Origin of the sequence: Arthrobacter terrae, assembly GCF_015708085.1 — a bacterium.
In the GTDB taxonomy this organism is placed as follows: domain Bacteria; phylum Actinomycetota; class Actinomycetes; order Actinomycetales; family Micrococcaceae; genus Arthrobacter_M; species Arthrobacter_M terrae.
Genome location: NZ_JADNYM010000007.1, coordinates 165,622 through 188,159 on the forward strand (window position 1 = coordinate 165,622; position 22,538 = coordinate 188,159).

16 protein-coding genes, 2 tRNA genes and 1 pseudogene are annotated in these 22,538 nt (G+C 62.3%); 11 read left to right on the forward strand and 8 right to left on the reverse strand.

Annotated features, from left to right (window positions below; genetic code table 11):
- Nucleotides 1-22: 22 nt before the first annotated feature.
- The 4 genes from ilvN to IV500_RS07310 form a co-directional block, all read right to left on the reverse strand.
- Nucleotides 23-538 (reverse strand): acetolactate synthase small subunit, encoded by a 516-nt coding sequence (gene ilvN / locus IV500_RS07295; protein WP_196396131.1) that lies wholly within the window; start codon nucleotides 536-538, stop codon nucleotides 23-25.
- A gap of 2 nt (nucleotides 539-540) precedes the next feature.
- Nucleotides 541-2,430 (reverse strand): acetolactate synthase large subunit, encoded by a 1,890-nt coding sequence (locus tag IV500_RS07300; protein ID WP_196396132.1) that lies wholly within the window; start codon nucleotides 2,428-2,430, stop codon nucleotides 541-543.
- A gap of 387 nt (nucleotides 2,431-2,817) precedes the next feature.
- Nucleotides 2,818-4,557: a dihydroxy-acid dehydratase gene (gene ilvD, locus IV500_RS07305; RefSeq protein ID WP_196396133.1), complete on the reverse strand. Its 1,740-nt coding sequence runs from the start codon at nucleotides 4,555-4,557 to the stop codon at nucleotides 2,818-2,820.
- A gap of 77 nt (nucleotides 4,558-4,634) precedes the next feature.
- The gene (locus IV500_RS07310) at nucleotides 4,635-5,279 is read right to left on the reverse strand and encodes a hypothetical protein (RefSeq protein WP_196396134.1); all 645 of its coding nucleotides are present in this window, start codon (nucleotides 5,277-5,279) and stop codon (nucleotides 4,635-4,637) included.
- 206 nt (nucleotides 5,280-5,485) lie between these two features.
- Here IV500_RS07310 and IV500_RS07315 point away from each other — a divergent pair.
- Nucleotides 5,486-5,558, forward strand: a tRNA-Lys gene (locus tag IV500_RS07315).
- Nucleotides 5,559-5,779: 221 nt separating this feature from the next.
- On the opposite strand, the gene IV500_RS07320 is transcribed toward IV500_RS07315, so the two are convergent.
- Nucleotides 5,780-6,883 (reverse strand): App1 family protein phosphatidate phosphatase, encoded by a 1,104-nt coding sequence (locus tag IV500_RS07320; protein ID WP_196396135.1) that lies wholly within the window; start codon nucleotides 6,881-6,883, stop codon nucleotides 5,780-5,782.
- Nucleotides 6,884-7,021: 138 nt separating this feature from the next.
- A complete protein-coding gene (locus tag IV500_RS07325) occupies nucleotides 7,022-7,501 on the reverse strand; it encodes a MarR family winged helix-turn-helix transcriptional regulator (RefSeq protein WP_196396136.1) in 480 nt (159 codons plus the stop codon).
- Nucleotides 7,502-7,670: 169 nt separating this feature from the next.
- On the opposite strand from IV500_RS07325, the gene bcp reads away from it, so the two are divergent.
- The 6 genes from bcp (at nucleotide 7,671) to IV500_RS07355 (ending at nucleotide 16,941) form a co-directional block, all read left to right on the forward strand.
- Nucleotides 7,671-8,243 carry a thioredoxin-dependent thiol peroxidase gene (bcp, locus tag IV500_RS07330; RefSeq protein ID WP_196396137.1) on the forward strand — a complete coding sequence of 191 codons (573 nt, stop codon included), beginning with the start codon at nucleotides 7,671-7,673 and terminating at the stop codon, nucleotides 8,241-8,243.
- An 83-nt stretch (nucleotides 8,244-8,326) separates the two neighbouring features.
- Nucleotides 8,327-8,408 (forward strand) — tRNA-Leu (locus IV500_RS07335).
- Nucleotides 8,409-8,982: 574 nt separating this feature from the next.
- Nucleotides 8,983-10,659 (forward strand): ABC transporter substrate-binding protein, encoded by a 1,677-nt coding sequence (locus tag IV500_RS07340; RefSeq protein ID WP_376770190.1) that lies wholly within the window; start codon nucleotides 8,983-8,985, stop codon nucleotides 10,657-10,659.
- A 159-nt stretch (nucleotides 10,660-10,818) separates the two neighbouring features.
- Entirely contained in the window at nucleotides 10,819-12,312 is a 1,494-nt protein-coding gene (locus IV500_RS07345) for a malate:quinone oxidoreductase (RefSeq protein WP_196396138.1), read from the forward strand.
- A gap of 106 nt (nucleotides 12,313-12,418) precedes the next feature.
- A complete protein-coding gene (locus tag IV500_RS07350; RefSeq protein ID WP_196396139.1) occupies nucleotides 12,419-15,820 on the forward strand; it encodes an efflux RND transporter permease subunit in 3,402 nt (1,133 codons plus the stop codon).
- Between the two features lie 137 nt (nucleotides 15,821-15,957).
- Entirely contained in the window at nucleotides 15,958-16,941 is a 984-nt protein-coding gene (locus tag IV500_RS07355) for a putative endonuclease domain-containing protein (protein ID WP_196396140.1), read from the forward strand.
- 40 nt (nucleotides 16,942-16,981) lie between these two features.
- On the opposite strand, the gene IV500_RS07360 is transcribed toward IV500_RS07355, so the two are convergent.
- Nucleotides 16,982-18,463 (reverse strand): MFS transporter, encoded by a 1,482-nt coding sequence (locus IV500_RS07360; RefSeq protein ID WP_196396141.1) that lies wholly within the window; start codon nucleotides 18,461-18,463, stop codon nucleotides 16,982-16,984.
- Between the two features lie 210 nt (nucleotides 18,464-18,673).
- On the opposite strand from IV500_RS07360, the gene IV500_RS07365 reads away from it, so the two are divergent.
- The 3 genes from IV500_RS07365 to IV500_RS07375 are packed head-to-tail and all read left to right on the forward strand — an operon-like array spanning nucleotide 18,674 to nucleotide 21,273.
- The gene (locus IV500_RS07365; RefSeq protein ID WP_196396142.1) at nucleotides 18,674-19,843 is read left to right on the forward strand and encodes an LLM class flavin-dependent oxidoreductase; all 1,170 of its coding nucleotides are present in this window, start codon (nucleotides 18,674-18,676) and stop codon (nucleotides 19,841-19,843) included.
- Between the two features lie 8 nt (nucleotides 19,844-19,851).
- Nucleotides 19,852-20,301, forward strand: a complete 450-nt coding sequence (locus IV500_RS07370) for a MarR family winged helix-turn-helix transcriptional regulator (protein WP_196396169.1) — start codon at nucleotides 19,852-19,854, stop codon at nucleotides 20,299-20,301.
- 54 nt (nucleotides 20,302-20,355) lie between these two features.
- Nucleotides 20,356-21,273: an oxidoreductase gene (locus IV500_RS07375; protein WP_196396143.1), complete on the forward strand. Its 918-nt coding sequence runs from the start codon at nucleotides 20,356-20,358 to the stop codon at nucleotides 21,271-21,273.
- A 6-nt stretch (nucleotides 21,274-21,279) separates the two neighbouring features.
- Here IV500_RS07375 and IV500_RS07380 read toward each other — a convergent pair whose 3' ends face one another.
- On the reverse strand, nucleotides 21,280-21,537 hold the full coding sequence (locus IV500_RS07380; protein WP_196396144.1) for a hypothetical protein: 258 nt from the start codon (nucleotides 21,535-21,537) through the stop codon (nucleotides 21,280-21,282).
- 167 nt (nucleotides 21,538-21,704) lie between these two features.
- On the opposite strand from IV500_RS07380, the pseudogene IV500_RS07385 reads away from it, so the two are divergent.
- Nucleotides 21,705-22,538: pseudogene (locus IV500_RS07385) on the forward strand (hypothetical protein); the annotation flags it as partial.

Consider the following 22,538-nt stretch of genomic DNA (forward strand, 5'->3'; position numbering starts at 1 on the left):
AAAGCGGTTTCTTCCACGCCTGCTATGCAGTGCGCAGCGCGCGGTCGCTCATGGAACGGGATCCCCGTCCCACGGCCAGTGTCCCGGACTGCACAATTTCCCGGACCCCAAAGGGTTCCAGCACGTTCAGCAAGGCTGCAAGTTTGTCAGCGGTGCCGGTGGCTTCGATGGTCAGCGAATCGGTGGAAACGTCCACAACCGAGGCCCGGAAGAGGTCTGCGGCTTGGGTGACCTGCAGCCTCGTGGCGGCGTCCGCGCGCACCTTGACCAGAATATGGTCCCGCTGCACGGAATTGTCCGGCAGCAACTCAACGATCTTGATCACGTTGATCAACTTGTTCAGCTGCTTGGTGACCTGTTCGATCAGGTCACCTTCGGCGTCGACCACTACGGTCATCCGGGATATCCCGGATACCTCGGTGGGCCCGACTGCCAAAGAATTTATGTTGAAAGCGCGCCGGGCGAAGAGGCTCGCCACCCGGGTCAGTACGCCGGGTTTGTCTTCCACCAAAACGGAAAGTGTATGTCGCGTCGTCATTTTTAGTCCTCTTCTTCCCACACCGGAGTCAGGTTTCGGGCAACCTGGATCTGGCTGTTACTGACACCGGACGGAACCATGGGCCAGACCATGGAATTGGGGCTGACAACAAAGTCGATGACGACGGGCCGGTCGTTGATGGCCAGCGCGGCCTCAATGGTGGCATCGATGTCCTCGGTCCGTTCGCAGCGCAGCCCGACGCAGCCGTAGGCATCGGCGAGCTTGACGAAGTCCGGGATCCGCACCGTGTTGTGGCCGGTGTTCAGGTCCGTATGGGAATACCGGCCCTCATAGAAAAGTGTCTGCCACTGCCGGACCATGCCAAGGGACGAATTGTTGATGACCGCGACCTTGATGGGGATCTTATTGATCGCGCAGGTGGCCAGTTCCTGATTCGTCATCTGGAAGCAGCCGTCGCCGTCGATCGCCCAGACCACCCGATCCGGGTTTCCGACCTTGGCGCCCATTGCCGCCGGAACGGCGTAGCCCATGGTCCCGGCACCACCGGAGTTCAGCCAGGAATGCGGGCGCTCGTACTTCACGAACTGAGAGGCCCACATCTGGTGCTGCCCCACTCCGGCAACATAGACCCCTTCGGGACCTGTCAGAGCTCCGATCCGCTCAATGACCCGCTGCGGGGAGGTCAGCCCGTCCTCCGGTTCGGTCCATCCCAGCGGATATGTGTCGCGAAGATTGCCCAGGAAGGCCCACCAGTCGGTGAGATCCGGAGCCCCTTTATCGGCAAATTCCGCTTTTAGTGCCGCAGTGAGATCCGGGATGATTTCTTTCACGGAACCCACAATGGGCACATCCGCCACCCGGTTTTTGGAAATCTCCGCCGGATCCACATCCGCGTGAATAACTTTCGCCAGCGGAGCAAAGGTGCTCAGCACACCGGTGACACGGTCGTCAAAGCGGGCACCGAGGGTGATCAGCAGATCCGCCTGCTGGAGCGCCGTCACCGCCGACACGGCACCGTGCATGCCCGGCATTCCTACATGCAGCGGGTGCGAGTCAGGGAATGCACCACGGGCCATCAGCGTGGTGACAACCGGAATACCTGTCAACTCAGCGAGCTCGAGCAGTTCCACGGAGGCGTGGCCCTTGATGACGCCGCCGCCGACGTAGAGCACCGGCTTCTTGGACGCGGCGATCAGCCGGGCGGCTTCACGCAGTTGCTTGGCGTGCCCGCGGACCACCGGCCGGTAGCCGGGCAGTTCGATGACCGGGGGCCAGGAAAACGTCATCTTCGCCTGTTGGGCATCCTTGGCAACATCGACCAGCACCGGTCCGGGCCGGCCGGTGGAGGCGAGATGGAATGCCTCCGCCAGTACGCGCGGAATCTCCTGGGCATCCGTTACCAGATAGGAATGCTTGGTGATCGGCATTGTAATGCCCACGATGTCCGCCTCCTGGAAGGCATCCGTACCGATGACGCCACTGGAAACCTGACCCGTAATGGCAACGATCGGAACCGAATCCATATGTGCGTCCATGATGGCCGTGACCAGGTTCGTGGCACCGGGGCCGGAGGTGGCGATGCACACACCGACCTGGCCGGTCACCATGGCATAACCCTGCGCCGCGTGCCCGGCACCCTGCTCATGTCGAACCAGCACATGGTTCATCCCGGAGGCCATAAGCGGATCATAGGTTGGCAGAATAGCGCCGCCGGGAAGACCGAAGATATCCTTCACGCCCAGCTCCTCAAGCGAGCGGACAATGGCCTCCGAGCCGGTCATCTGCGTGGGTCCGACTGTGTTGTTCGGGCCGTACACAGCGGTGGTGGCCGCAGCTTTGGACCCGGCGGCACCGTTGGACGCTGAGGCGCTGCCGTGATGGTGCGCTTTGGTGGCCATCAGAGACGGGCTGACGGGCGATCCTTTACTCATCGGACTCTTCCTTAGTGGAATGCGGGGTGACGATTTTTGCTGGCGTCGGTATGAGTTTGCCGCTGGTGGTGGAAACAGAAAAACCCCTCAGCCGGTCAGGCTCTGCGAGGGGTTTGCGCATGGTGGTTATCCGAGCTGAAATCAGCTGGACTGTAGCTTTTGTAAAGCTAACCAGTCACGCGCTAAATAAGGACGACTGCGGATATGAACTGCATATAAGTAGTGTTCCGTTGTCCACTGTGCGGTGTCAAACGGATACTGTCCCATCTCAGTATATGGACGTTATATCCATCTTTTGGACGGATCTCCACGCGGCCGCGGCCGGCGCTGGTCGGGCGCCGTTGGTCGGCGCCGTACCCGCGGCGCGGCCGCGTGGAGAGCTATCCGTTAGCCGCAGTAGGCGCCGGTGCTGGCCGAATGCACCAGCTTGGCGTACTTAGCGAGCACACCCTTGGTGAACTTACCCGGGATCGGCTCCCAGCCGATTTTGCGGGACGCCAGTTCCGCGTCATCAACCAACAGGTCGAACGTCCGGGCGGCAATATCCACGCGGATAGTGTCGCCGTCGCGCACAAAGGCGATGGGTCCGCCGTCGACCGCTTCCGGCGCTACGTGCCCGATGCACAGACCGGTAGTGCCGCCGGAAAAGCGCCCGTCCGTGAGCAGCAAAACGTCTTTGCCCAGCCCGGCACCCTTAATGGCCCCGGTGATGGCCAGCATTTCCCGCATGCCAGGGCCGCCCTTGGGGCCCTCGTAACGGATGACGACGACGTCGCCGGCCTTGATCGAGCCGGACTTGAGCGCCTCCAAAGCACCCTGCTCGCGCTCGAACACCCGGGCGGGCCCTTTAAAGACATCGGCATCGAACCCGGCGCTCTTGACGACGGCGCCCTCCGGAGCCATCGAGCCGTGCAGAATGGTGATACCGCCGGTCTTGTGGATCGGGTTATCCAACGCCCGCAGGATCTTCCCGTCCACGTCCGGCGGATTGATCTCCGCGAGGTTCTCCGCGAGAGTCTTGCCGGTAACCGTGAGGCAGTCGCCGTGCAGCAGACCGGCATCCAGCAGGGCCTTCATGATGACCGGCACGCCGCCGATCTTATCCACATCGAACATGACGTAGCGCCCGAACGGCTTCAGGTCCCCCAGATGCGGGATTTTGTCCCCGATCCGGTTAAAGTCATCCAAGGTCAAGTCCACCTCGGCCTCGCGGGCAATGGCCAGCAGATGCAGCACCGCGTTGGTGGATCCACCAAACGCCATGGTGACTGCGATGGCGTTTTCGAAGGCCTTCTTGGTCATGATGTCCCGGGCGGTGATACCCAAACGAAGCAGGTTGACCACCGCTTCACCGGACTTGTGCGCAAAAACATCCCTACGGCGGTCCGCCGATGGCGGGGCGGCTGAGCCCGGCAGGGACATTCCGAGGGCCTCACCGATGCAGGCCATCGTGTTCGCGGTGTACATGCCACCGCAGGCCCCTTCGCCGGGACAAATGGCGCGTTCGATCCGGCCCAGATCTTCCTCGCTCATCCTGCCGGCCTCGCACGCCCCAACCGCCTCGAAGGCGTCAATCAGGGTGACTTCCTTTTCCTGGCCATCCTCCAGCTTCACAAAGCCCGGCATAATGGAGCCGGCATAAAGGAAGACGGCGGCAAGGTCCAGCCGTGCAGCAGCCATCAGCATGCCAGGCAGGGACTTGTCACAGCCGGCCAACAGCACAGAGCCGTCAATCCGCTCGGCCATCATGACGGTTTCCACCGAGTCCGCAATGACCTCGCGGGAAACCAGCGAAAAGTGCATCCCTTCGTGGCCCATGGAGATCCCATCGGAGACGGAGATGGTGCCGAACTGCATCGGGAATCCGCCGGCGGTGAACACGCCTTCCTTGGCGCCCTGGGCCAGCCTGTTCAATGACAGGTTGCAGGGGGTGATTTCATTCCACGAGCTGGCAACCCCAATCTGCGGCTTAGCAAAATCGTCGTCGCCCATGCCCACGGCCCGGAGCATTCCGCGCGACGGGGCGGCAGCAATGCCGTCCGTGACCACCCGGCTCCGTGGCTTAATGTCTGGTTTTCCGTCGGCCTGCCCGGCCGGAAGGGTCTTTGAATTAGTCTCCACGCTCATACGCTGAGTCTATGACTGCCATCCGACAGTGCGCCAACCATTCCCGAATAGCGGACCGTTTTCGTCGGATTGTTGCGTCAACCCGCCGTGTGTCCGGCAGTGTACCCGGCGGTGTGTGCCAGAAACCGTCCGGTTTGCTGGAATTCGCGCACCAGAAATACGACGGCGACCGCTTGGGCAACTACAGCAATTGCCATGAACCACCAGAAGGGACTGTGACCTGGCACGGCCTGGGGAATGAAGGCGAGCGGGAAAAACGGTACCAAGAGGAGCTGCGTGGCAAGCCCTTTCCGCAGCTGCACCGCGGCGCCCCGGGTGACGGCAAGGTGCTCGGGTTCTATGGATGCCCGACCATAAATTTGACGGCGGATCCGCTTTCGCTCCACGTTCTCCAGCGACATCAGCAGGTCAATTCTGCCCAGCTCAGCCGCCGGAGCGACTTTCTTCGCGTTGTAGACCAGCCCACCGACCATGACGCCGAGCGCTGCAAAGAAACAACCAAACCACAGATTGGACGGCCACTGGTCCGCCCCGCTTCCGAAGGCCAGAATCCCGCCCAAGGTCCCGACAGTGATCAGGACCACGACACCAATGGGAAGGTAGAGCACGAAGTACGTTCTCAGGGCGTTGCCCATACCGTTGTCGGCTATGCCCTGCGCTTTCCTCGCAGCGCTGGCCCATCGGTCGTTGGATTGCGCCATAAGATCATCAATTGCGCTCATCGTTCTCCCCTCTGGGTGCAGCATAGCGAATCCGGCGTCCACCGCAGTATCCGGTTCCATGCCCGCCTGCACGCGAACGCCAGTACCCAGTTGACACGCGGTCGCCGCGCCGATTTCGCACCGGTGAAAAACCATGTATAGTTACATGTCGTTGCGGGGTGCTGAAACGGAAGAAATTCCTTGTTGGCACGCGCGACTTGACGAATGCACCTCTAGCTCAATTGGCAGAGCAATTGACTCTTAATCAATGGGTTTCGGGTTCAAGTCCCGAGGGGTGCACAAATAAAAAGTCCCGACCAGCATAAATGCTGGCCGGGACTTTTTCGTTGGCGGGTTGGGGGATCGAACCCCTACGAAATGCATCTATCGGGACTTTGTACTTACGGAATCACGCCGCACGGCAGGCCCCTCCCGAACCTTGGACATATCCGTGCCATCGTTGCCAGCTGAGCACTGAGCTCGTGCCGCATAGCGTGCCAACGGGCCCGTGAGCTTCGCCGTCACAAGATGCGGAGCTCGCGGAGCTGTTTCGCCATTCCGGCTCCGTCCGGGGCATAAACCCAGTCCGTGGGCGGTACAGGCTGATCCTGATGACCGCCCGCAGACCGTCCCCCGGAGAGTACTGACTCGCCCACCGAAAGCTGTCGGATTGCTACAGCAGCCGTCAGATCAGGGTGCCGCCGGGAAAAATCTGCGTAGATTTCCTCATCGTGCTGGCCGTTGTCACCGATGAGCAGCCAACGGATTCCGGGGAATTCCTTGGCGAGGAGTTCAAGATTTTTTCTTTTGTGTTCCCTGCCGCTGCGGAACCACCGTTCTTGGGTCAGTCCCCAGTCGGTCAATAGCAGCGCTCCTGCCGGGTACATATTCCGGGCGAGGAAACGGGCCAGGGTAGGGGCCGCATTCCACGGACCGGTCGAGAGATAGATAACCGGCGCATCCGGATACTCCACGGCGAGTCTGTCCATTAACACCGCCATCCCCGGTGTTGGAGTGCGTGCGTGTTCGCTGACGACGAAGGTGTTCCACAGTGCCAGGAAGGGCCGCGGCAGCGCAGTGACCATCACGGTGTCATCTATGTCCGAAACGATTCCAAACCGTGTGTCCGGGGCAATGACGAAGACCGGCGCTTCCACTGGGTCCGTCCCCGCCGTCCGGAATACCGCGGTATGCCAGCCAGGGTCTAAGCGGACCTGAACGTTAGTGTCTATTAATCCGCCGCGGTCAGCGCGTACGCGGTGTAATGTCCCGCCAAGTTCAATCTCAACTTCCCGGTTCTGCACGGGGACACTCGTGAAAGCGCGCCATCCGCGGACGTTCCCGACGACGGCCTTGGCGGCACGGTCGCTCCGATCGCCGGTGCCAGGATTACTTGCCAGCAAGACCCGGCCCAGCAGCCGAACTTGAGCCGGGGTCCCGTACCCGGAATATGCCACCATCTGCTCGACGAAATTCCAGCGCTTGGCCTGCCGGACCCGCAGCCGGTAAACGGCGCTTCCCAGCCGCAGAACGATGTGGAAGAAGGGCCTGCTGTGCGTAGCTGGGGACGACGGGTTCGGGGACGGCGGGTTCGGGGACGGCGGGTTCGGGGACGGCGCACTCATGCTCAAACTGTGCCACACCGGGCTATGCCGTGCCCATCAATACTCGTGGCTCACGGGCTAACGGGTTGACCTCGCACCAAACCACCCGGATAAGTTAGCCCCTTCGGGAGGTGAATCCGAACCCTGTAAGTCCGGTCACTAGCCGGCTTGCACGTCGGCCAGGGCCAAGCGGGCCCGGCTTTCCATTTCGCGCAGGTTTTGCCTCGTGCTGCTCATGGAACGGATAATCGTCTTCAGATCCGACCGCAGTTCACCCTGATCCAACCCCGCGGTTTCCAGTAGCCCGATCTCCATCCGATGAGCTGAATCCAGCAGGCCGCGGCCCTCATCCGAAAGCGAGACCAAGTGGCTGCGCCGGTCATGGGTGCTACGGACACGGTGGACATGTCCGTGGTTTTCCAGCCGGGAAAGCGTCTTACCCATGGTCTGGGCCTGCACCCTAACGATTGATGCCAGCTGCGCCTGCGTCATGGGACCGTTGGCCGCGAGGACATCGAGGGCAATGATGCCGGCGTGGGTCATACCGATGCTCGCCAGGCGCTCATTCCACGCGTGTTCAACAAGGCGGGCTGCGGTGGAGAGTAAGCGGCTGCTGGGCCATTGATTCATGTCGGGCATGCAATAAAGTATAGACCCGCATTATCACAGTCCCTGCGGATCCGGTATTGCTGCACCGGCGCAACCGGACGTCCCGGGAAATTGTCGGTGTCCGCGGCTACGCTGGGATTAACGAGGTGCGGCGTTCGATAGAACCGCAGCATTACCCCCGATACAGGCAGGGACAGGTATGAACACGGCAGGTACGGATACGACTGGTACGGATACGACTGGTACGGACACGACAGGTACGGACACGACAGGTACGGACACGACAAATGTGGACACTGCAGCGGGCGGGCGGCTTGGCGTCGGTGACAAGGGACCGAATTTCACCCTGTGTGATTCCAACGGAAAAACCGTCGCCCTGGCTGACTTTCGAGGGCGAAAGACGGTCATTTACTTCTACCCGGCTGCCTCCACGCCCGGCTGTACCACGGAAGCTTGTGACTTCCGGGACAACTTAAATTCTCTGAAGTCCGCCGGGTACGAGGTGTTGGGAATTTCGCCGGACCCGGAAACGAAGCTGGCCAAGTTCGCCGATGCGGAAAATCTTAACTTCTCGTTGCTCTCCGATGCGGATCACGCTGTGGCGCATGCCTACGGCGCCTGGGGCGAAAAGAAGAATTACGGGAAAACCTATGAGGGCCTGATCCGGTCCACTATTGTGCTCGATGGCGAGGGCACGGTAAGCCTGGCGCAGTACAACGTCCGCGCCACCGGCCATGTTGCCAAGCTGCGGCGGGATCTGGGACTGGACTAGCGGCCTAAGCACATCCTGCAGAACCTGTAGGATAAAGGCTGTATTTCGCCGACGGCGCCCGTCTCAGGGCCGCCGTGGGGCAGGCGCGAGTGGTGAAATTGGCAGACACGCAGGATTTAGGATCCTGTACCTTCGGGTGTGCGGGTTCAAGTCCCGTCTTGCGCACTTCAATATGGCACCCATAACGTCCGGCGGCGGCACTCCGGGCTGGGTGTATCGCTGGGCTGGGTGCATCGGTGGGCGCCTGCAAATCGGCCGAGGACCGGATCGCAAGTGGCCGCACCCGTTGGCGGTGCGCCGCCGTCGTCCTGCAATACACACGCTGCCAGCGGCCGGCGGAAGATCAACTGGGCCCGACAAGTCATTGGTCAGGGTACCCATCCGGTTGGGGGCGTGATACGAATTACTAGTGAGGGAGCGGAAAATCACACCGAGGCATCGGATCCCCTCCGAAATGCTCCCCACTGGTGGCTCAGGACCGGCCGGGGAAAGGGTGGGCGTCGGAACCATACGGTCCCGGCGCCCGCTCGTATCTCGCGTCCTTCCCCTTCAGCTAACCTGCACCCGGCTAACCTGCACCGGCATCTACTAGAATGGGCAGTTCTGCGGAAATGGCTCCGCAACGTTGCTGCAAAGCAACGCCAAAGTTGTGCCGTGATCAGGTCGGGAAGTGGTGTCCGTAGTGCGTCGGAAGGCTCGTCCGCGGACATTGTTTGGAACTGCAGCGTTGAGGAAGTCAGTGTTCAAAACGGCAGTATTCAAAACCACACTGTTCAAAACCACCGTATTTAAAACCACCGTCGCCCTGCTGGCGCTCAGCCTCCCGCTCTCGGCCTGCACGGCCCAGCCGGCACCGGCTCCTTCCTCTAATACGCCGGTCGCGTCCGCAACCTTCAATTTTGGCACCGGTGCCGTGCCATTGGGGTTGGACCCGGCGTTGGAATCTGATTCCGAGTCCTTCCGCGTCACACGTCAAGTTCTGGAAGGCCTCGTCACGGTTGATGCCACCACCGGCGCGCCCGCCCCGAGCCTGGCGACCAGCTGGCAAGAACTTCAGGACGGGCTGGCCTATTCCTTTAAGCTGCGGCCGAACGTCTCATTCCAGGATGGAACACCGTTCGATGCCGCAGCGGTGTGCACAAACTTCAACCGCTGGTTCACGTTGCCGCCGGCTGCCCGGGGCGAGGGCAACGACCTCACTTTCAAACAGGTATTCAAGGCGTATTCGGATGATGCGAAGAATTCACTCTTTAAGAGCTGCACCGCCACCAGCACCTCGGAGGTCAGGATTGACCTGACCGGCAGGTTGACCGGCTTCCTTCAGGCCATGACCATGCCTTCGTTTGCCATCTCCTCCCCGACCGCGCTTTCCTCGATGAGTGCCAATAACCTGACCCGCACAGTGACCGGGCACAATATCTCCGCATACGGCCAGCATCCGGTGGGGACCGGTCCTTTCACATTCGTCTCTTGGGAAGGCGGGACCGTCACCCTCAGCGCTAATCGGGACTATTGGGGCACCAAGGGCGAAATCGGGCTGCTGCACTTCATCACCTACGACCAGCCGCAGGCCCGGCTGCAGGCTCTTGAAGACGGCAAAATCGACGGCTACGACCCGGTCACACCCGGCAATTTTGATGCTCTGGTCAAAAGCGGCGAGCAGATCCTCCAACGCGACCCCTTTTCCGTGATGTATTTGGGGATTAATCAGGCTGTGCCGGTGATGGCGGACCTGAAGGTACGGCAGGCTATCGCTACGGCGATTGACAAGGAAACATTGGTTAAGCAGTTTTTCATTGACGGCACGCAGGCCACCTCGCAGTTCATTCCGCCGAAGCTGAGCGGGTTCAACAATGCCGTGGCGGGCTACAGCTATGACCAGGACAAAGCCCGCAAGCTCCTCGCGGAATCCAGCTACCGTGGCGAGGAAATCAAGTTCTACTACCCGACAAACGTGACCCGCACTTACCTGCCCACCCCCGAAAAGGTGTACGCCGAGATCGGACGCGAGCTGACCGCCGTCGGCTTTAACATCAAGCCAATGCCCGTCGACTGGGCCGATAACTATCTGGGCAAGGTCACCAGCCCTGGGGACCACGCGCTGGCGTTGATGGGTTGGAATGGCAGTTACGCGGACCCGGACAACTTTGTCGGCCCGCTTTTCGGGACCGCCAACGGCGAATTCGGTTCCAACGATCCGCAGCTGATCAGCAAGATTGACCGCGCGCGCTCACTTCCCGACGGGCCGGACCGCAATGCGGCCTACCAATCCATCAACACCCAGATTGTGCAGACGGTCCCCGCAGTTCCCATCGCCTTTCCCATCTCCGCGGTTGCGTTGTCCAGCCGCGTGGTCAGCTACCCCGTCAGCCCCGTCCTCAACGAGGTTTTCAACCAGATCAAGCTCGCCCAATAGCGCGCCCGGCAGATAGCGCGACCGGCAACGAACGCGACCGGCAATAGCGGGGCCGGACGTGAGGGCATTAGGGGCGTGATAAGGATCGCTGGATTTCAGCAACCATCCTCCGGCGCGATACGCTTCAAGCGCTAGGATCGCCGCTACCGGAGTTGGACCGTGACCTTCATTTCGCAGACTCAAGACGCCGACGTCGTTCTCATCGGAGGCGGCATCATGAGCAGCACCTTGGGTGTATTGCTCAAACAACTCGAACCCACGTGGAAGATAGCGCTCTTTGAGCGTCTGGACCGTGCCGGGCTGGAGAGTTCGGACCCGTGGAATAATGCCGGTACCGGCCATTCCGCGTTGTGCGAGCTGAACTACACGCCGCAGGCCAAGGACGGCTCGGTTGATCCGGCCAAGGCCGTCGGCATCAATGAACAATTCCAGCTCTCGCGGCAATTCTGGGCCCATCTGGTCACCAATTCGATGGTCGGGTCGCCGCGGAAGTTCATCAACTCCGTCCCGCACATGAGCTTTGTGGCCGGCGAAGAGAATGTGAAGTTCCTCCGTACCCGCTACGAAGCGCTGAAGCCGAACCCGCTCTTTTCCAGCATGCAGTACAGCGAGGACCACGACGAGATTGCCGGTTGGACACCGCTGGTGATCAAGGGCCGTCCCGCGGACCAGAAGATTGCCGCCACCCGCGCGGCGGAGGGCACCGACGTCGACTTCGGCACGCTGACCCGCGAACTTGTCACCTACCTCTCCGGCAACGGCGTCGAGGTCAACTACGGCACTGAAGTTTCCGACGTCGCGCGCGGCAGTGATGGTCGCTGGGAGATGGCGCTCAAGCACCCGTCCTCCGGTGAGCGCGGGAAAATCCGCGCCAAGTTCGTCTTCATTGGCGGCGGTGGAGGCGCGCTGCAGCTGCTGCAGGCCTCCGGCATACCGCAGGGCAAGGGGTTCGGTGGATTCCCGGTGTCCGGCCAGTTCTTCCGCTGCACGGATCCGCAGATCGCCGCGCAGCACGACGCCAAGGTCTATGGCCAGGCCTCGGTCGGTGCCCCGCCAATGTCCGTTCCGCATATGGACGCCCGCTACGTGGACGGTCAGCGTTCCCTGCTGTTCGGCCCGTATGCCGGCTTCTCCACAAAGTTCCTCAAATCCACCTCCCTGCTGGATCTGCCGCTGTCCATCAGGCCCTCCAACCTGATTCCGATGCTGGCAGTGGGCAAAGACAATCTGTCCCTGGTCAAATACCTTGTCTCCGAGGTGGTGAAAAACCGCGACGCGAAGGTTGAAGCGCTGCGGGAGTACTTCCCGGAAGCCGACGGCGGCGACTGGGAACTCATCACAGCCGGCCAACGCGTGCAGATCATCAAAAAAGACGCCAAAAAGGGTGGGGTGCTGCAGTTCGGCACGGAGGTCATTACCTCCGCCGACGGTTCCATGAGCGCTCTGCTGGGGGCCTCGCCGGGAGCATCCACGGCCGTGCCAATTATGCTGGAACTGCTGCAGCGCTGCTTCCCGCGTAAATTCAGGCACGAATGGCAGGATATTCTGCGCGCGATGATGCCGACCTTGGGCACCAAACTCAACGACGATCCGGACCTGGCAGCGAAGACGATGGCCAGTACGGCGGCCACCTTGGAGCTGGATCCGCACTAGCGGGAACGCCCAACTAAGTAGCAGCACCTGCACGCAAACCACGTTTTGACTGCAGGTGCTGCTACTTAGTTGGGAATGACCATCGGCACACCCCGGGAGTGTAACTATGTACCGCTTGGCTCAACTCTCGCTCGGCAACAGGGCGCTGATCGCGTTGATTACGATCTTCGCGATCGTCTTCGGCGTGATCACGCTCGGCTCGTTGAAACAGGAGCTCATCCCTTCCATCGAGTTCCCGCAGATCACCGTGGTCACCGCTATGCCCGGAGCCTCCCCCGAGGTGGTGGACAAGCAGGTCAGCGAACCGCTGGAAACGGCGCTTAACGCGGTCGAAGGCCTGGAATCGAGCACTTCCACCTCCCGCAACGGTCTCTCCAGCATCAATCTGGCTTTCGCCTACGGCACCAATCTGGACCGCGCCAGGAACCAGATTGACCGGGCGATCTCCAATGTCCGCCAGGTACTGCCGGACAAGGTGGAACCGCAGGCGATCGCGGGCAGTATCAGCGATTTCCCGATTGTCTTCCTCGCCGTTGCCTCGGATAAGCCGCTGAGCGAGCTGAATGCGGATCTGCAGCGGCTGGTGGTGCCTAAGCTGCTGAAGATCGACGGCGTCCGCGGTGCCGACGTGACCGGCGCCAACTCCCAGCACATCGCCATTCTGCCGGATTCCGCCAAGCTGGCCAGCGCCGGAATACCAATCACGGCGATCAGCGACGCACTGAAAAACAACGGTGCGCTGGTGCCCGCCGGGACGCTGACCGAGGACGGAAAATCCTTGTCCGTTCAGATCGGCAGCCCGGTAGACTCCCTGGACGCGATCAAGTCCTTACCGTTGGCAGCTTCCAAGAGCGCACCGGCCGCCGGTGCACCGCTGACCATCGGTGACGTCGCCAGCGTTGCCTTGGCCGATGATGCGACCACCTCGATCACCCGCACCAACGGCAAGGCGACCTTGGCGCTGTCCGTGACCAAAAAGCCCGATGCGGATACGGTCTCTCTTTCGCACCAGATCCAGGCGGAGCTGCCGGAACTGCAGGCTTCCCTCGGTGACAATGCCAAGTTCACCACCGTGTTGGACCAGGCCCCATTCATCGAAAAATCGATCAAGGACCTCGCGACGGAGGGGCTGCTGGGACTTGGCTTCGCCGTCGTCGTTATTTTGCTCTTCCTGCTTTCCGTGCGCTCCACGCTGGTCACCGCGATCTCCATCCCGCTTTCCCTTTTGATCACGTTCATTGGGTTGCGCGCGACGAATTATTCGCTCAATATCCTCACCCTTGGCGCGCTGACAATAGCGATTGGCCGGGTGGTGGATGACTCAATTGTGGTCATTGAGAACATCAAACGGCACTTGAGCTACGGGGAGGACAAGCAGACGGCGATCATGGCCGCGATCCGCGAAGTGGCCGGTGCCGTGACCGCGTCCACGCTGACCACGGTGGCCGTGTTTCTGCCGATCGCGTTTGTCGGCAGCATCGCCGGGGAGCTGTTCCGGCCGTTCGCGCTAACGGTCACCATTGCGCTGCTGGCATCGCTGGCCGTTTCGCTGACCATCGTGCCGGTGCTCGCATACTGGTTCCTGAAGTCCCCGGCCGTGCCTGCAGTCGGCGGTGCTGCCGACGCCGGCACTGGGCTGAGCGGGCGGGCGCTGCTCGCCGCTGTGGAGGAGAAGGAACGCAGGAGCGTGCTGCAGCGCGGGTACCTGCCGATCCTGACTAAGACGCAAAAACACCCGGTGATCACGTTGGCGGCCGGTGCGGTCATTTTGCTGGCAACACTGGCCATGACTCCGCTGTTGCCGACCAATTTGCTGGGCAACAGCGGGCAGAACAGCCTCTCCATCACGCAGAAACTTCCGCCGGGCACGAGCCTGCAGGCAACCTCCGATGCCGCGGCCAAGGTGGAATCGGCGCTCAAAAGCATCGATGGGATCCAAGACATCCAGGTCACCATCGGCAACGCAACCGGTGGTTTCAGCGCCCTGTTTTCGGCCGGCGCTTCCAGTGCATCTTTTCAGGTGGTCACGGATGAAAAAGCCGACCAGACCAAATTGACGGACACCGTCCGGAACCGGCTAAAGGAAATTACGGATGCTGGCACGGTCAGCGTCGGCTCTTCCTCCGGCGGCTTCGGCACGTCCAATACGGTCGATATCAATATCAAGGCCTCCAACTCCGCCGATCTAAAGTCCGCCAGCGACAAAATAGCCGCGGCCATGGCGGGACTACCAGGCGCCGGCGGGATTTCCGCGAACCTCTCCACCTCGCAGCCGGTGGTCCAGGTCAGTGTGGACCGGGCTAAGGCGGTGGCCGCCGGACTCAATGAACAGCAGGTGGCCGGGCTCCTGGCAGCCACTCTCTCGCCGCTGCCCGGTGGAACCGTGCGGATTGACACGATGGACTACCAGGTGCAGATCGGCACCGGCACGGCCTTTTCGAGCATCGACCAGCTCCGCGCCGTGCAGCTGCCAACGGCCTCCGGTGCCGTGGCCTTGGCCAGTGTCGCGACGGTGGAACAGGTCCAGGCGCCGGTCTCGATCACCAGTTCCAATGGCCAACGCAGCGCCCGCGTTTCAATCACTCCCACGGGAAACAACCTCGGCACTCTCAGCTCGGACGTCAAAAACCGGCTTGCCGCCGTCGACCTTCCCGCCGGTGCCACTGCCGTGATCGGCGGGGCCAGCACGCAGCAGGCGGAGTCCTTCAATCAGCTGGGGCTAGCCATGCTGGCAGCGATTGCCATTGTCTACATCATCATGGTGGCCGCGTTTAAGTCGCTGATTCAGCCGTTGATTCTGCTGGTGTCCATTCCGTTCGCGGCCACCGGCGCCATTGTGCTGCTGCTGGTCACCGGCGTCCCGCTGGGCCTGCCGTCGCTGATCGGGATGCTCATGCTGGTGGGGATCGTGGTCACCAACGCCATTGTGCTGATCGACCTTATTAACCAGTACCGCAGGCCCTCCGGCGACCGGCCGGGAATGACCGTGGCGGACGCGATTGAACACGGCGCCCGGCAGCGCCTGCGGCCGATCCTGATGACCGCACTGGCGACGATTTTCGCGCTGACCCCGATGGCACTGGGGGTTACCGGCGGCGGCGGCTTCATCTCACAGCCGCTGGCCATTGTGGTGGTGGGCGGTCTGGTGTCCTCCACGGCACTGACCCTGATTCTGGTTCCGGTGCTGTACCGGCTGGTCGAGGGTCGCAGGGAGCGTCGCGAGCTGCTGGCAGGTCCGCAGCGCGCGCAGCGGACGGGAGCACAAGCCGGCGGGTCTGGTACCAACGGGTCTGGTAGCGGCGGGCCTGGTAGCGGCGGCTCGGGCTCCGACGGCTCGGGCTCCGACGAGGCCGGTTCCGGCGGGGCCGGTTCCGGCCGGCCTGGTTCCAACGGCTCTGGTCCCAACGGGGCCGGCTCTGAAGGGGCTGTAGCAACGGCGGGCTACGCCTCGCAGGATTGGACCACCGGCGCCATCCCCAAAGTCCGCGGACGCCGCGCCGCCGGCTGACCCTCCTGCCCCAACTGAGTCGCACTTGCGGCACTCATTTCGCGTTATGAGTGCCGCAAGTGCGACCCAGTTGCGGGCGGAGAGACCAAACTGTGGATAACGGGCCACGCCGGCCGGACATTTGCCATCATGGGCACATGCGACCTCCACTTCCGCTTCCTGATCCTTTGGATCGTGAACCTTTCACGCTACAACGCGGTCTGGACGCCGGAGTCAGTTACGGCAGGCTGCGGAACCGCCGTTTTAGCCGCCCCAGCCGGGGCATCAGAGTTCCGGAAGACGACGGCCGCCCCAGCCGGGGCATCGAAGTTCCCGAAGACGACGACGGCCATAAACTGGCGATGCTGGCGGCGCCGCTGTCGCAGGTGACCGGGCGTTCCGCCGTCGCCCATGAAAGCGCTTTCGTAATGTGGAAGTTCCCCGGTTTCCTTCCCGGTGCCGAGGGGTCAAGCGTCCACATTGCCCGGCCCGACACGGCTGCCATCGTCCGGCGCCGAGGCGTCATCGGACACCGGGGACAGTTCTTCGACGACGAAGTCACCTGTCTGAACGGCGTGTGGATTACCACAAGGACGCGGACCTGGCTGGATATCTCCCGCCGGATGAGCGTGGACGAGCTCACCGTCGTTGCCGACCATCTGATTCGCATCCCACGGCCCAGGTTTGAGCCCCGGTCCGTTCCCTATGCGACTGTGGCAGATCTGGCCGACATGCTCGACCGGCACCAAGGGACCCCGGGCATCCGCAAGGCGAGACTGGCGTTGCAGCAGGCCCGCATCGGCGCCGATTCTGCGCCCGAAACCCGGCTGCGCCTCGCCGTCGTCCGGGCTGGACTGCCGGAACCAGAGCTGAACCGCGGCCTCGAGCTCGGGAATGCTACCCGGGAGCCGGACTTGTCCTTCCCGCTGTACCGGGTCGCGGCCGAGTATGACGGCAGCAGCCATTCCGAATCAGATCAGGTGGTCCGGGACATCCGCCGCGAAGAGGACTTTGCCGCGGGCGGCTGGATCCAGGTGCGGATTTCGAAGCGGCACATGGCTGATGACGCCAAAGCGGCCGTGTCGAAAATCCGCGCCGCGTTGCTGTCCCGCGGCTGGTCCCCGGCCGGCCCAACTGGGTAGCAGCACCTGCAGCTAAAATGCGAAATGGGTGCCTCAAGTGCTACTCAGTTGGGAGAGGTTGGGTGACCAGGGACGCTGTCGGCAGGGTGGGACCGAAGGCGAGCCGCGGGACGAAATACAGGCCGACGGCGCCGACAAGCCCGGTCACGCCGCAGATGGTCCACACCGTAAAGTACCCGGCAAGCGACCCGGCAGTTCCGGTGTCCGCACCGGCCAAACCGCCGGCCCCGAGCGCATGGCCGGCGAGTGCGATGCCGAAAATACAGGAGGCGAAGGAGCCGCCGATCGTCTTGGTGGCGTTCGTCAGCCCGGCCGCCATTCCCGTGTGCGTCAACGGTGCCGCCGCAGCGGCGGCGGAGGGCAGCGCGGCAACCAGCGCCCCGGAGCCAAGGCCCGCCACCACCATATTGAGCATCACCTCGGTCAGGCTGGAATGGAAGGGGAGGAACATTAGGTATCCGATTCCCACCAGCATAGCGGCGACGATCAGCGTGATCCTCGGTGTGCTGATCCGGGCAGCAGCGGGAAACAGCAGCGCCCCCACCAACAATGCCAGGACATACACCCCGATCAGCACAGACACCATGCCGGAGCCAACCCCGAGTCCGTAGCCCACCAGGTCCGGGTCGGTCCTCGCGAAGGTGGACAGCGGGGCCTGCGCTCCCAGGACAGAGACGCCAAAGAGGAAGGCCGTAAATTGGACAGGCCACATGGACGGCTGCCGGAGCATCCTGATGTCCACCAACGGGTCCTTGTGGCCGAGTTCGTGCCGGGTAAACGGGATCAGCGAGAGAATGCCCAGCACGACGGCGGCCCATGCCCACCAGGTCTGCGGCCCGTTAATGCGCATAAAGGTAAGGCCTGCGGTGATCAGCAGCAGCGCGAGACTGAGAACGGCAAGGCCCGCCGTATCGACCGAGCCACCGGTGCGGCCCAACGATTCCGGCACGCCGAAGAGAATGACAAAGAAACAAGCGGTGGCACACACGGCCGGAACCATGAGCGTGATCCACAGCCGGCCCGGCAGCGCTCCGCCAATAAAGCCACCGGACAGTGCTCCGACAATGACACCAAATTCCAGTCCCGCCACCAATAGTCCGGCAGACTTGCGAGTGAGCGCAGCCCCATCCGGCCGACTATGACAACGGCTGAAGACCAGCGCAATCTCCAACGGCAGCCACACCACATAGAACCCCTGCAGAGCCCACGCGAACAAGAAAACCCAGAACCCCGGGGCGAACGCAACCCCCCAGCTGGCCAGTGCAGTCAGTGCCGTGGAAACGAGCAGGATCCGCTTATGTCCGTACATATCGCCGAGTTTGGCCAGCACCGGAACCACCAGGGCACTAACCATCAATTGCGCGGCTTCCAACCAATTGACGTCCGCATCCCGGATGTTCAAAGCCCGGGCAATATCGGTCAGCAGCGGCGTGTAATACCCCTGCAGTACCCCGCTGGTCAGTTCCACCAGAAATAGAAAACCCACGATGCTTCCCGCCGGGCCTAAAACCCTCAGTCTCATCCGTTCCCCTTCGAAGGCCGCAGCACGCTGCCCGTGCCGCTGGGTCGCGGAGGTCGCGGAGCCACAGCGCATATTGATTGCATCCTAGACGGCGGCGCGTCACTATGGGTGCAACCGGGAACATTTAGCCAATACGTCGTGTTGACGGGTATATTAGATGCAAACGTATATAAATTTCCGGGCCCGCAGTCCGGGTTGAGAGGATTTCCCGTGCAGATCGGCATTTTCAGCGTCGGAGACATCACGACGGATCCCACTACCGGCGTAACACCCAATGAGCATGAGCGCATTAAGGCCATCACCACGATCGCCAGGCACGCCGAGGACGTGGGGATGGATGTCTTCGCTACCGGCGAGCACCACAACCCGCCGTTTTATCCCAGCTCCCCCACCACCATCCTTGGCTACATTGCTGCGCAGACGGAAAAAGTTATTCTCTCTACGGCCACCACGCTGATCACCACCAATGATCCGGTGAAAATCGCGGAGGACTTTGCCATGCTCCAACACCTCGCTGACGGCCGGGTGGATCTGGTCCTGGGCCGCGGCAACACCGCCCCGGTCTACCCGTGGTTTGGGAAAAGCATGCAGGACAGCGTAGAGCTCACGGTGGAGAACTACTCCCTGCTGCGTCGGCTCTGGGACGAAGAGGTAGTGAACTGGCAGGGCAAATACCGCACGCCGCTGCACGCTTTTACCGCCACCCCGCGCCCGCTCGACGGCGTCGCCCCCTTTGTCTGGCACGGTTCCATCCGCACACCGCAAGTGGCCGAAATAGCTGCATACTACGGGGACGGATTCTTCGCGAACAACATTTTCTGGCCCAAAGAGCACTATCAGCAGCTGATCGGTCTGTACCGCGAACGTTACGAACATTACGGACACGGCCATGCGGATCAGGCCATTGTGGGACTCGGCGGCCAGTTCTTCATTCGCCGCAATTCGCAGGACGCCGTGCGGGAGTTCCGGCCGTACTTCGACAACGCGCCCGTTTACGGGCACGGGCCGTCCATGGAGGACTTCACCTCCCAGACACCGCTGACGGTCGGCAGTCCCCAGGAGCTCATCGACAAGACGCTTACGTTCCGCGAGTTCTACGGCGACTACCAGCGCCAGCTTTTCCTGGTGGACCACGCCGGGCTGCCGCTGAAGACCGTCCTGGAGCAGCTGGATCTATTCGGCTCCGATGTCCTGCCCACGCTCCGAAAGGAATTCGCCGCCCGGAAACCCGCGCACGTTCCGGACGGTCCCACCTTTGCCGCACGAAAGGCAGCCCGCGACGCACGCACGGCGGCGGGCACGACGGCGGCGCACCAGTCGGCGGGCACGGCGGCTGACGGTTTGGTCGGCACAGTGCCGGCAGAAGAGCGAGAAGCGTGAGTTCTGCAATGTCACACCGCCAACTGGCAACCGATGCCTGGGAATCGTTGTTCCGCGCGCAGGTCAGTGTTGCCCGTAAGCTGCAGTCGGACCCTGCCTTCAAAAACGTGAACATGCGTGAATACGACGTGCTGTTCAATCTCTCCCGCTGTCCATCCGGCTGGCTCCGGCTCAATGAACTCTATGACCACGTGCTGCTCAGCCAGCCCAGCATCAGCAGAATGGTCGACAGGCTGGAGCAGCAGGGCCTGCTTCAACGCAAAACTGTTGCCGAAGATCGCCGCGGCGTGCTGATCGGATTAACAGACGCAGGACGGCAGCTACAGCGGGATATCGGCCGCGACCACGTCCGGGACATCAATGGACTGGTAGGTTCAGCCCTGACCGATGCAGAACTCACGCAGCTGAAGAAACTGACCGATAAGCTGCGTAAATCCGTCCTGGGTCTTCCGGATTAGGTTCCGGAAGGTCGACTTCCACAGCCCCACCATGAGGATGCAGATGAGCACGCTATGAACGGATTCCGCGCCGAAAGCATGCCCGATCAGACGGGACGCCACGTCGTCATCACGGGCGCCAACAGCGGACTCGGATTCCAGGCGAGCCTCGCCTTCGCCGCCAAGGGCGCCCGCGTCACCCTCGCCTGCCGAAATCCTGAACGCGGCGAGGCCGCGCTGGCCCAACTGCGCGAAACCACCGGCTCCACCCAGTGTGACGTGCGTCCGCTGGATCTGGGCAGCCTGAAGTCAATCCGCGCCTTCGCGGCCGACTGGTCCGGCCCGCTGGACGTGTTGATCAACAATGCCGGGCTGATGGCCACTGCGCGTGCAACAACGGCAGATGGCTTCGAACAGCAGCTGGGCATCAACCACCTGGGTCACTTCGCTCTGAGCGGCCTGTTGCTCCCGGCCCTGCGGACAGCGACGGCGGCCCGCGTCGTCGTCGTCTCCAGTTTGGCGCACAAACGCGGCGCCATCGATTTTGATGATCTGATGAGCCAGAGCCGCTACCGCCGCTGGCGTGCCTACAGCCAGAGCAAAATCGCCAACCTTTATTTTGCGATGGAGTTCGGCCGGCGGCTTCAGGCACACGATGACCGTGTTGTGGTCGCAGCCGCTCACCCGGGCCTAGCGAACACCAATCTTCCAGCAAGTATGGGGCGTAACTCAATGGGCATCGCCACAGGCGTGTTCATGCGGTTGATGGCCCAACCTGGCCAGTGGGGCGTGCTGCCCGTACTTTACGCAGCCGCAGCGGCCGACGTAACCAATGGCGATTTTTACGGCCCGAATGGGCCAGGCGAAACCCGCGGCGAGGTCACGATGGTGGCTCCCGCGGCCCGGGTCGCGGACCTGCTCGTGGCCCGCCGGCTTTGGGATGCCAGCGAGCAGCTCACCGGCGTGGCATTTGCAGATCTACCGCCGGTTTAACAGGTCTCAGAAATACCTCGCCGCATGCACGGTCTCCATTACCGCTTGAACTTCCGCGCCTACTCTGTGGCCCTCCTCCCGGACTGTGCCCTTCGCTTTCACGAGGAAGAGCATCGGGGCCAAGGCATGCGTAAAGCCTGCTGCGATGAGTGCTTCGGCTTTCGCCGCCGTTCCTGCAACAACGATGCACGGTGGCGGCCCCTGCATGAGCCGCAGCAGCCCGGGTGAACCGAGCCTGGAAAGTTTTTCAAAATACTTTTCCACAGGGGCCGTTTTTGGGGTCTTTTTGTCCTGGTGATGTCGGTGTCTCTTCGTAGCCTTGGAGTAGTTGGAGATCGGGAGGATTTCCTGGTTTTCTTACCGGTGCAGGTGGCCGGTACAGACGGCCGGTGTGGGTTGCCGGGTTCGGGTGTTGAGGGGTGGTGGGTGGTGTGGAGATTGATCGGGAGAATCTGGCTCGGGTGCTGGCTGCGGTCACGGCGAAGTATCCGCATCGGCTCGAGCGCTCGGGCCTAAGCACCGGCCCGGTCCCTGGCAATGGCCCTGCCACCGGCCCTGCCCCTGCCGCAGTTCCGGGGACCGGCCCTGCCACCGGCTCCGGTCCTGTTCCCGTCCCTGGCACTGTTCCCGGGACCGGCCAGCCCGACGACGACGGGACCGACCGGCCCGACGACGCCGCCGGTACCGGCGGGTCCGATGCCGGCGGTGCCGCCAACCCGGGTGTTTCCGCTGGTTTGCCGGTTTCTGGGGTACCGGTTGATGGTCCGGTTGGGGAGGCTCTGTTTGTGGTGGGGCCGTCGGCGGGGATCGTGGGACGGTTGGAGCAGGTGAACGTGTTGTTGGCGGAGGTTTTGGGGACGGATCCGCAGGCGGTGTCGCAGGAGGCGTGGCTGTCGATTATTGGTGCGGCTGAGAGTACGCGGCGTCGGTTGGATGCGGTGTATCTGCACAGTGTCGCGGCCGCTGATCAGTGCGGGGCCGCGGGGTTGTCCGGGATCGGGACGAAGAATATGCGTGAGTATCTGGTGCATGGGGTGGGGGTTGAACCGGGGCGGGCGAAAGCCGATGTGGAAGCGGCCCGCGCCATCCACACCAACACCAACGGCAACAGCAACGGCACCAACAAGGGTAAGGGTAGGGGTTCTGGTTTTTTGGTCCGTGAGGTGGTGTTGGGGGCGGGGCCGTTGGCGTCGTTGGGTTCCCGGTTGGCGGTGGGGGATGTTACGGCCGGGCATGTGCGGACCGGGGTGCGGGTGTTGGAGAAG

Bases quoted from the DNA above. Each gene is read 5' to 3' on its own strand.
- IV500_RS07300 (WP_196396132.1), bottom strand. From the start codon at position 2,430: ATGAGTAAAGGATCGCCCGTCAGCCCGTCTCTGATGGCCACCAAAGCG.
- IV500_RS07320 (WP_196396135.1), bottom strand. From the start codon at position 6,883: ATGAGTGCGCCGTCCCCGAACCCGCCGTCCCCGAACCCGCCGTCCCCG.
- IV500_RS07370 (WP_196396169.1), top strand. From the start codon at position 19,852: ATGTCACACCGCCAACTGGCAACCGATGCCTGGGAATCGTTGTTCCGC.
- ilvN (WP_196396131.1), bottom strand. From the start codon at position 538: ATGACGACGCGACATACACTTTCCGTTTTGGTGGAAGACAAACCCGGC.
- IV500_RS07310 (WP_196396134.1), bottom strand. From the start codon at position 5,279: ATGAGCGCAATTGATGATCTTATGGCGCAATCCAACGACCGATGGGCC.
- ilvD (WP_196396133.1), bottom strand. From the start codon at position 4,557: ATGAGCGTGGAGACTAATTCAAAGACCCTTCCGGCCGGGCAGGCCGAC.
- IV500_RS07350 (WP_196396139.1), top strand. From the start codon at position 12,419: ATGTACCGCTTGGCTCAACTCTCGCTCGGCAACAGGGCGCTGATCGCG.
- IV500_RS07355 (WP_196396140.1), top strand. From the start codon at position 15,958: ATGCGACCTCCACTTCCGCTTCCTGATCCTTTGGATCGTGAACCTTTC.
- IV500_RS07360 (WP_196396141.1), bottom strand. From the start codon at position 18,463: ATGAGACTGAGGGTTTTAGGCCCGGCGGGAAGCATCGTGGGTTTTCTA.
- IV500_RS07325 (WP_196396136.1), bottom strand. From the start codon at position 7,501: ATGCCCGACATGAATCAATGGCCCAGCAGCCGCTTACTCTCCACCGCA.
- bcp (WP_196396137.1), top strand. From the start codon at position 7,671: ATGAACACGGCAGGTACGGATACGACTGGTACGGATACGACTGGTACG.
- IV500_RS07375 (WP_196396143.1), top strand. From the start codon at position 20,356: ATGAACGGATTCCGCGCCGAAAGCATGCCCGATCAGACGGGACGCCAC.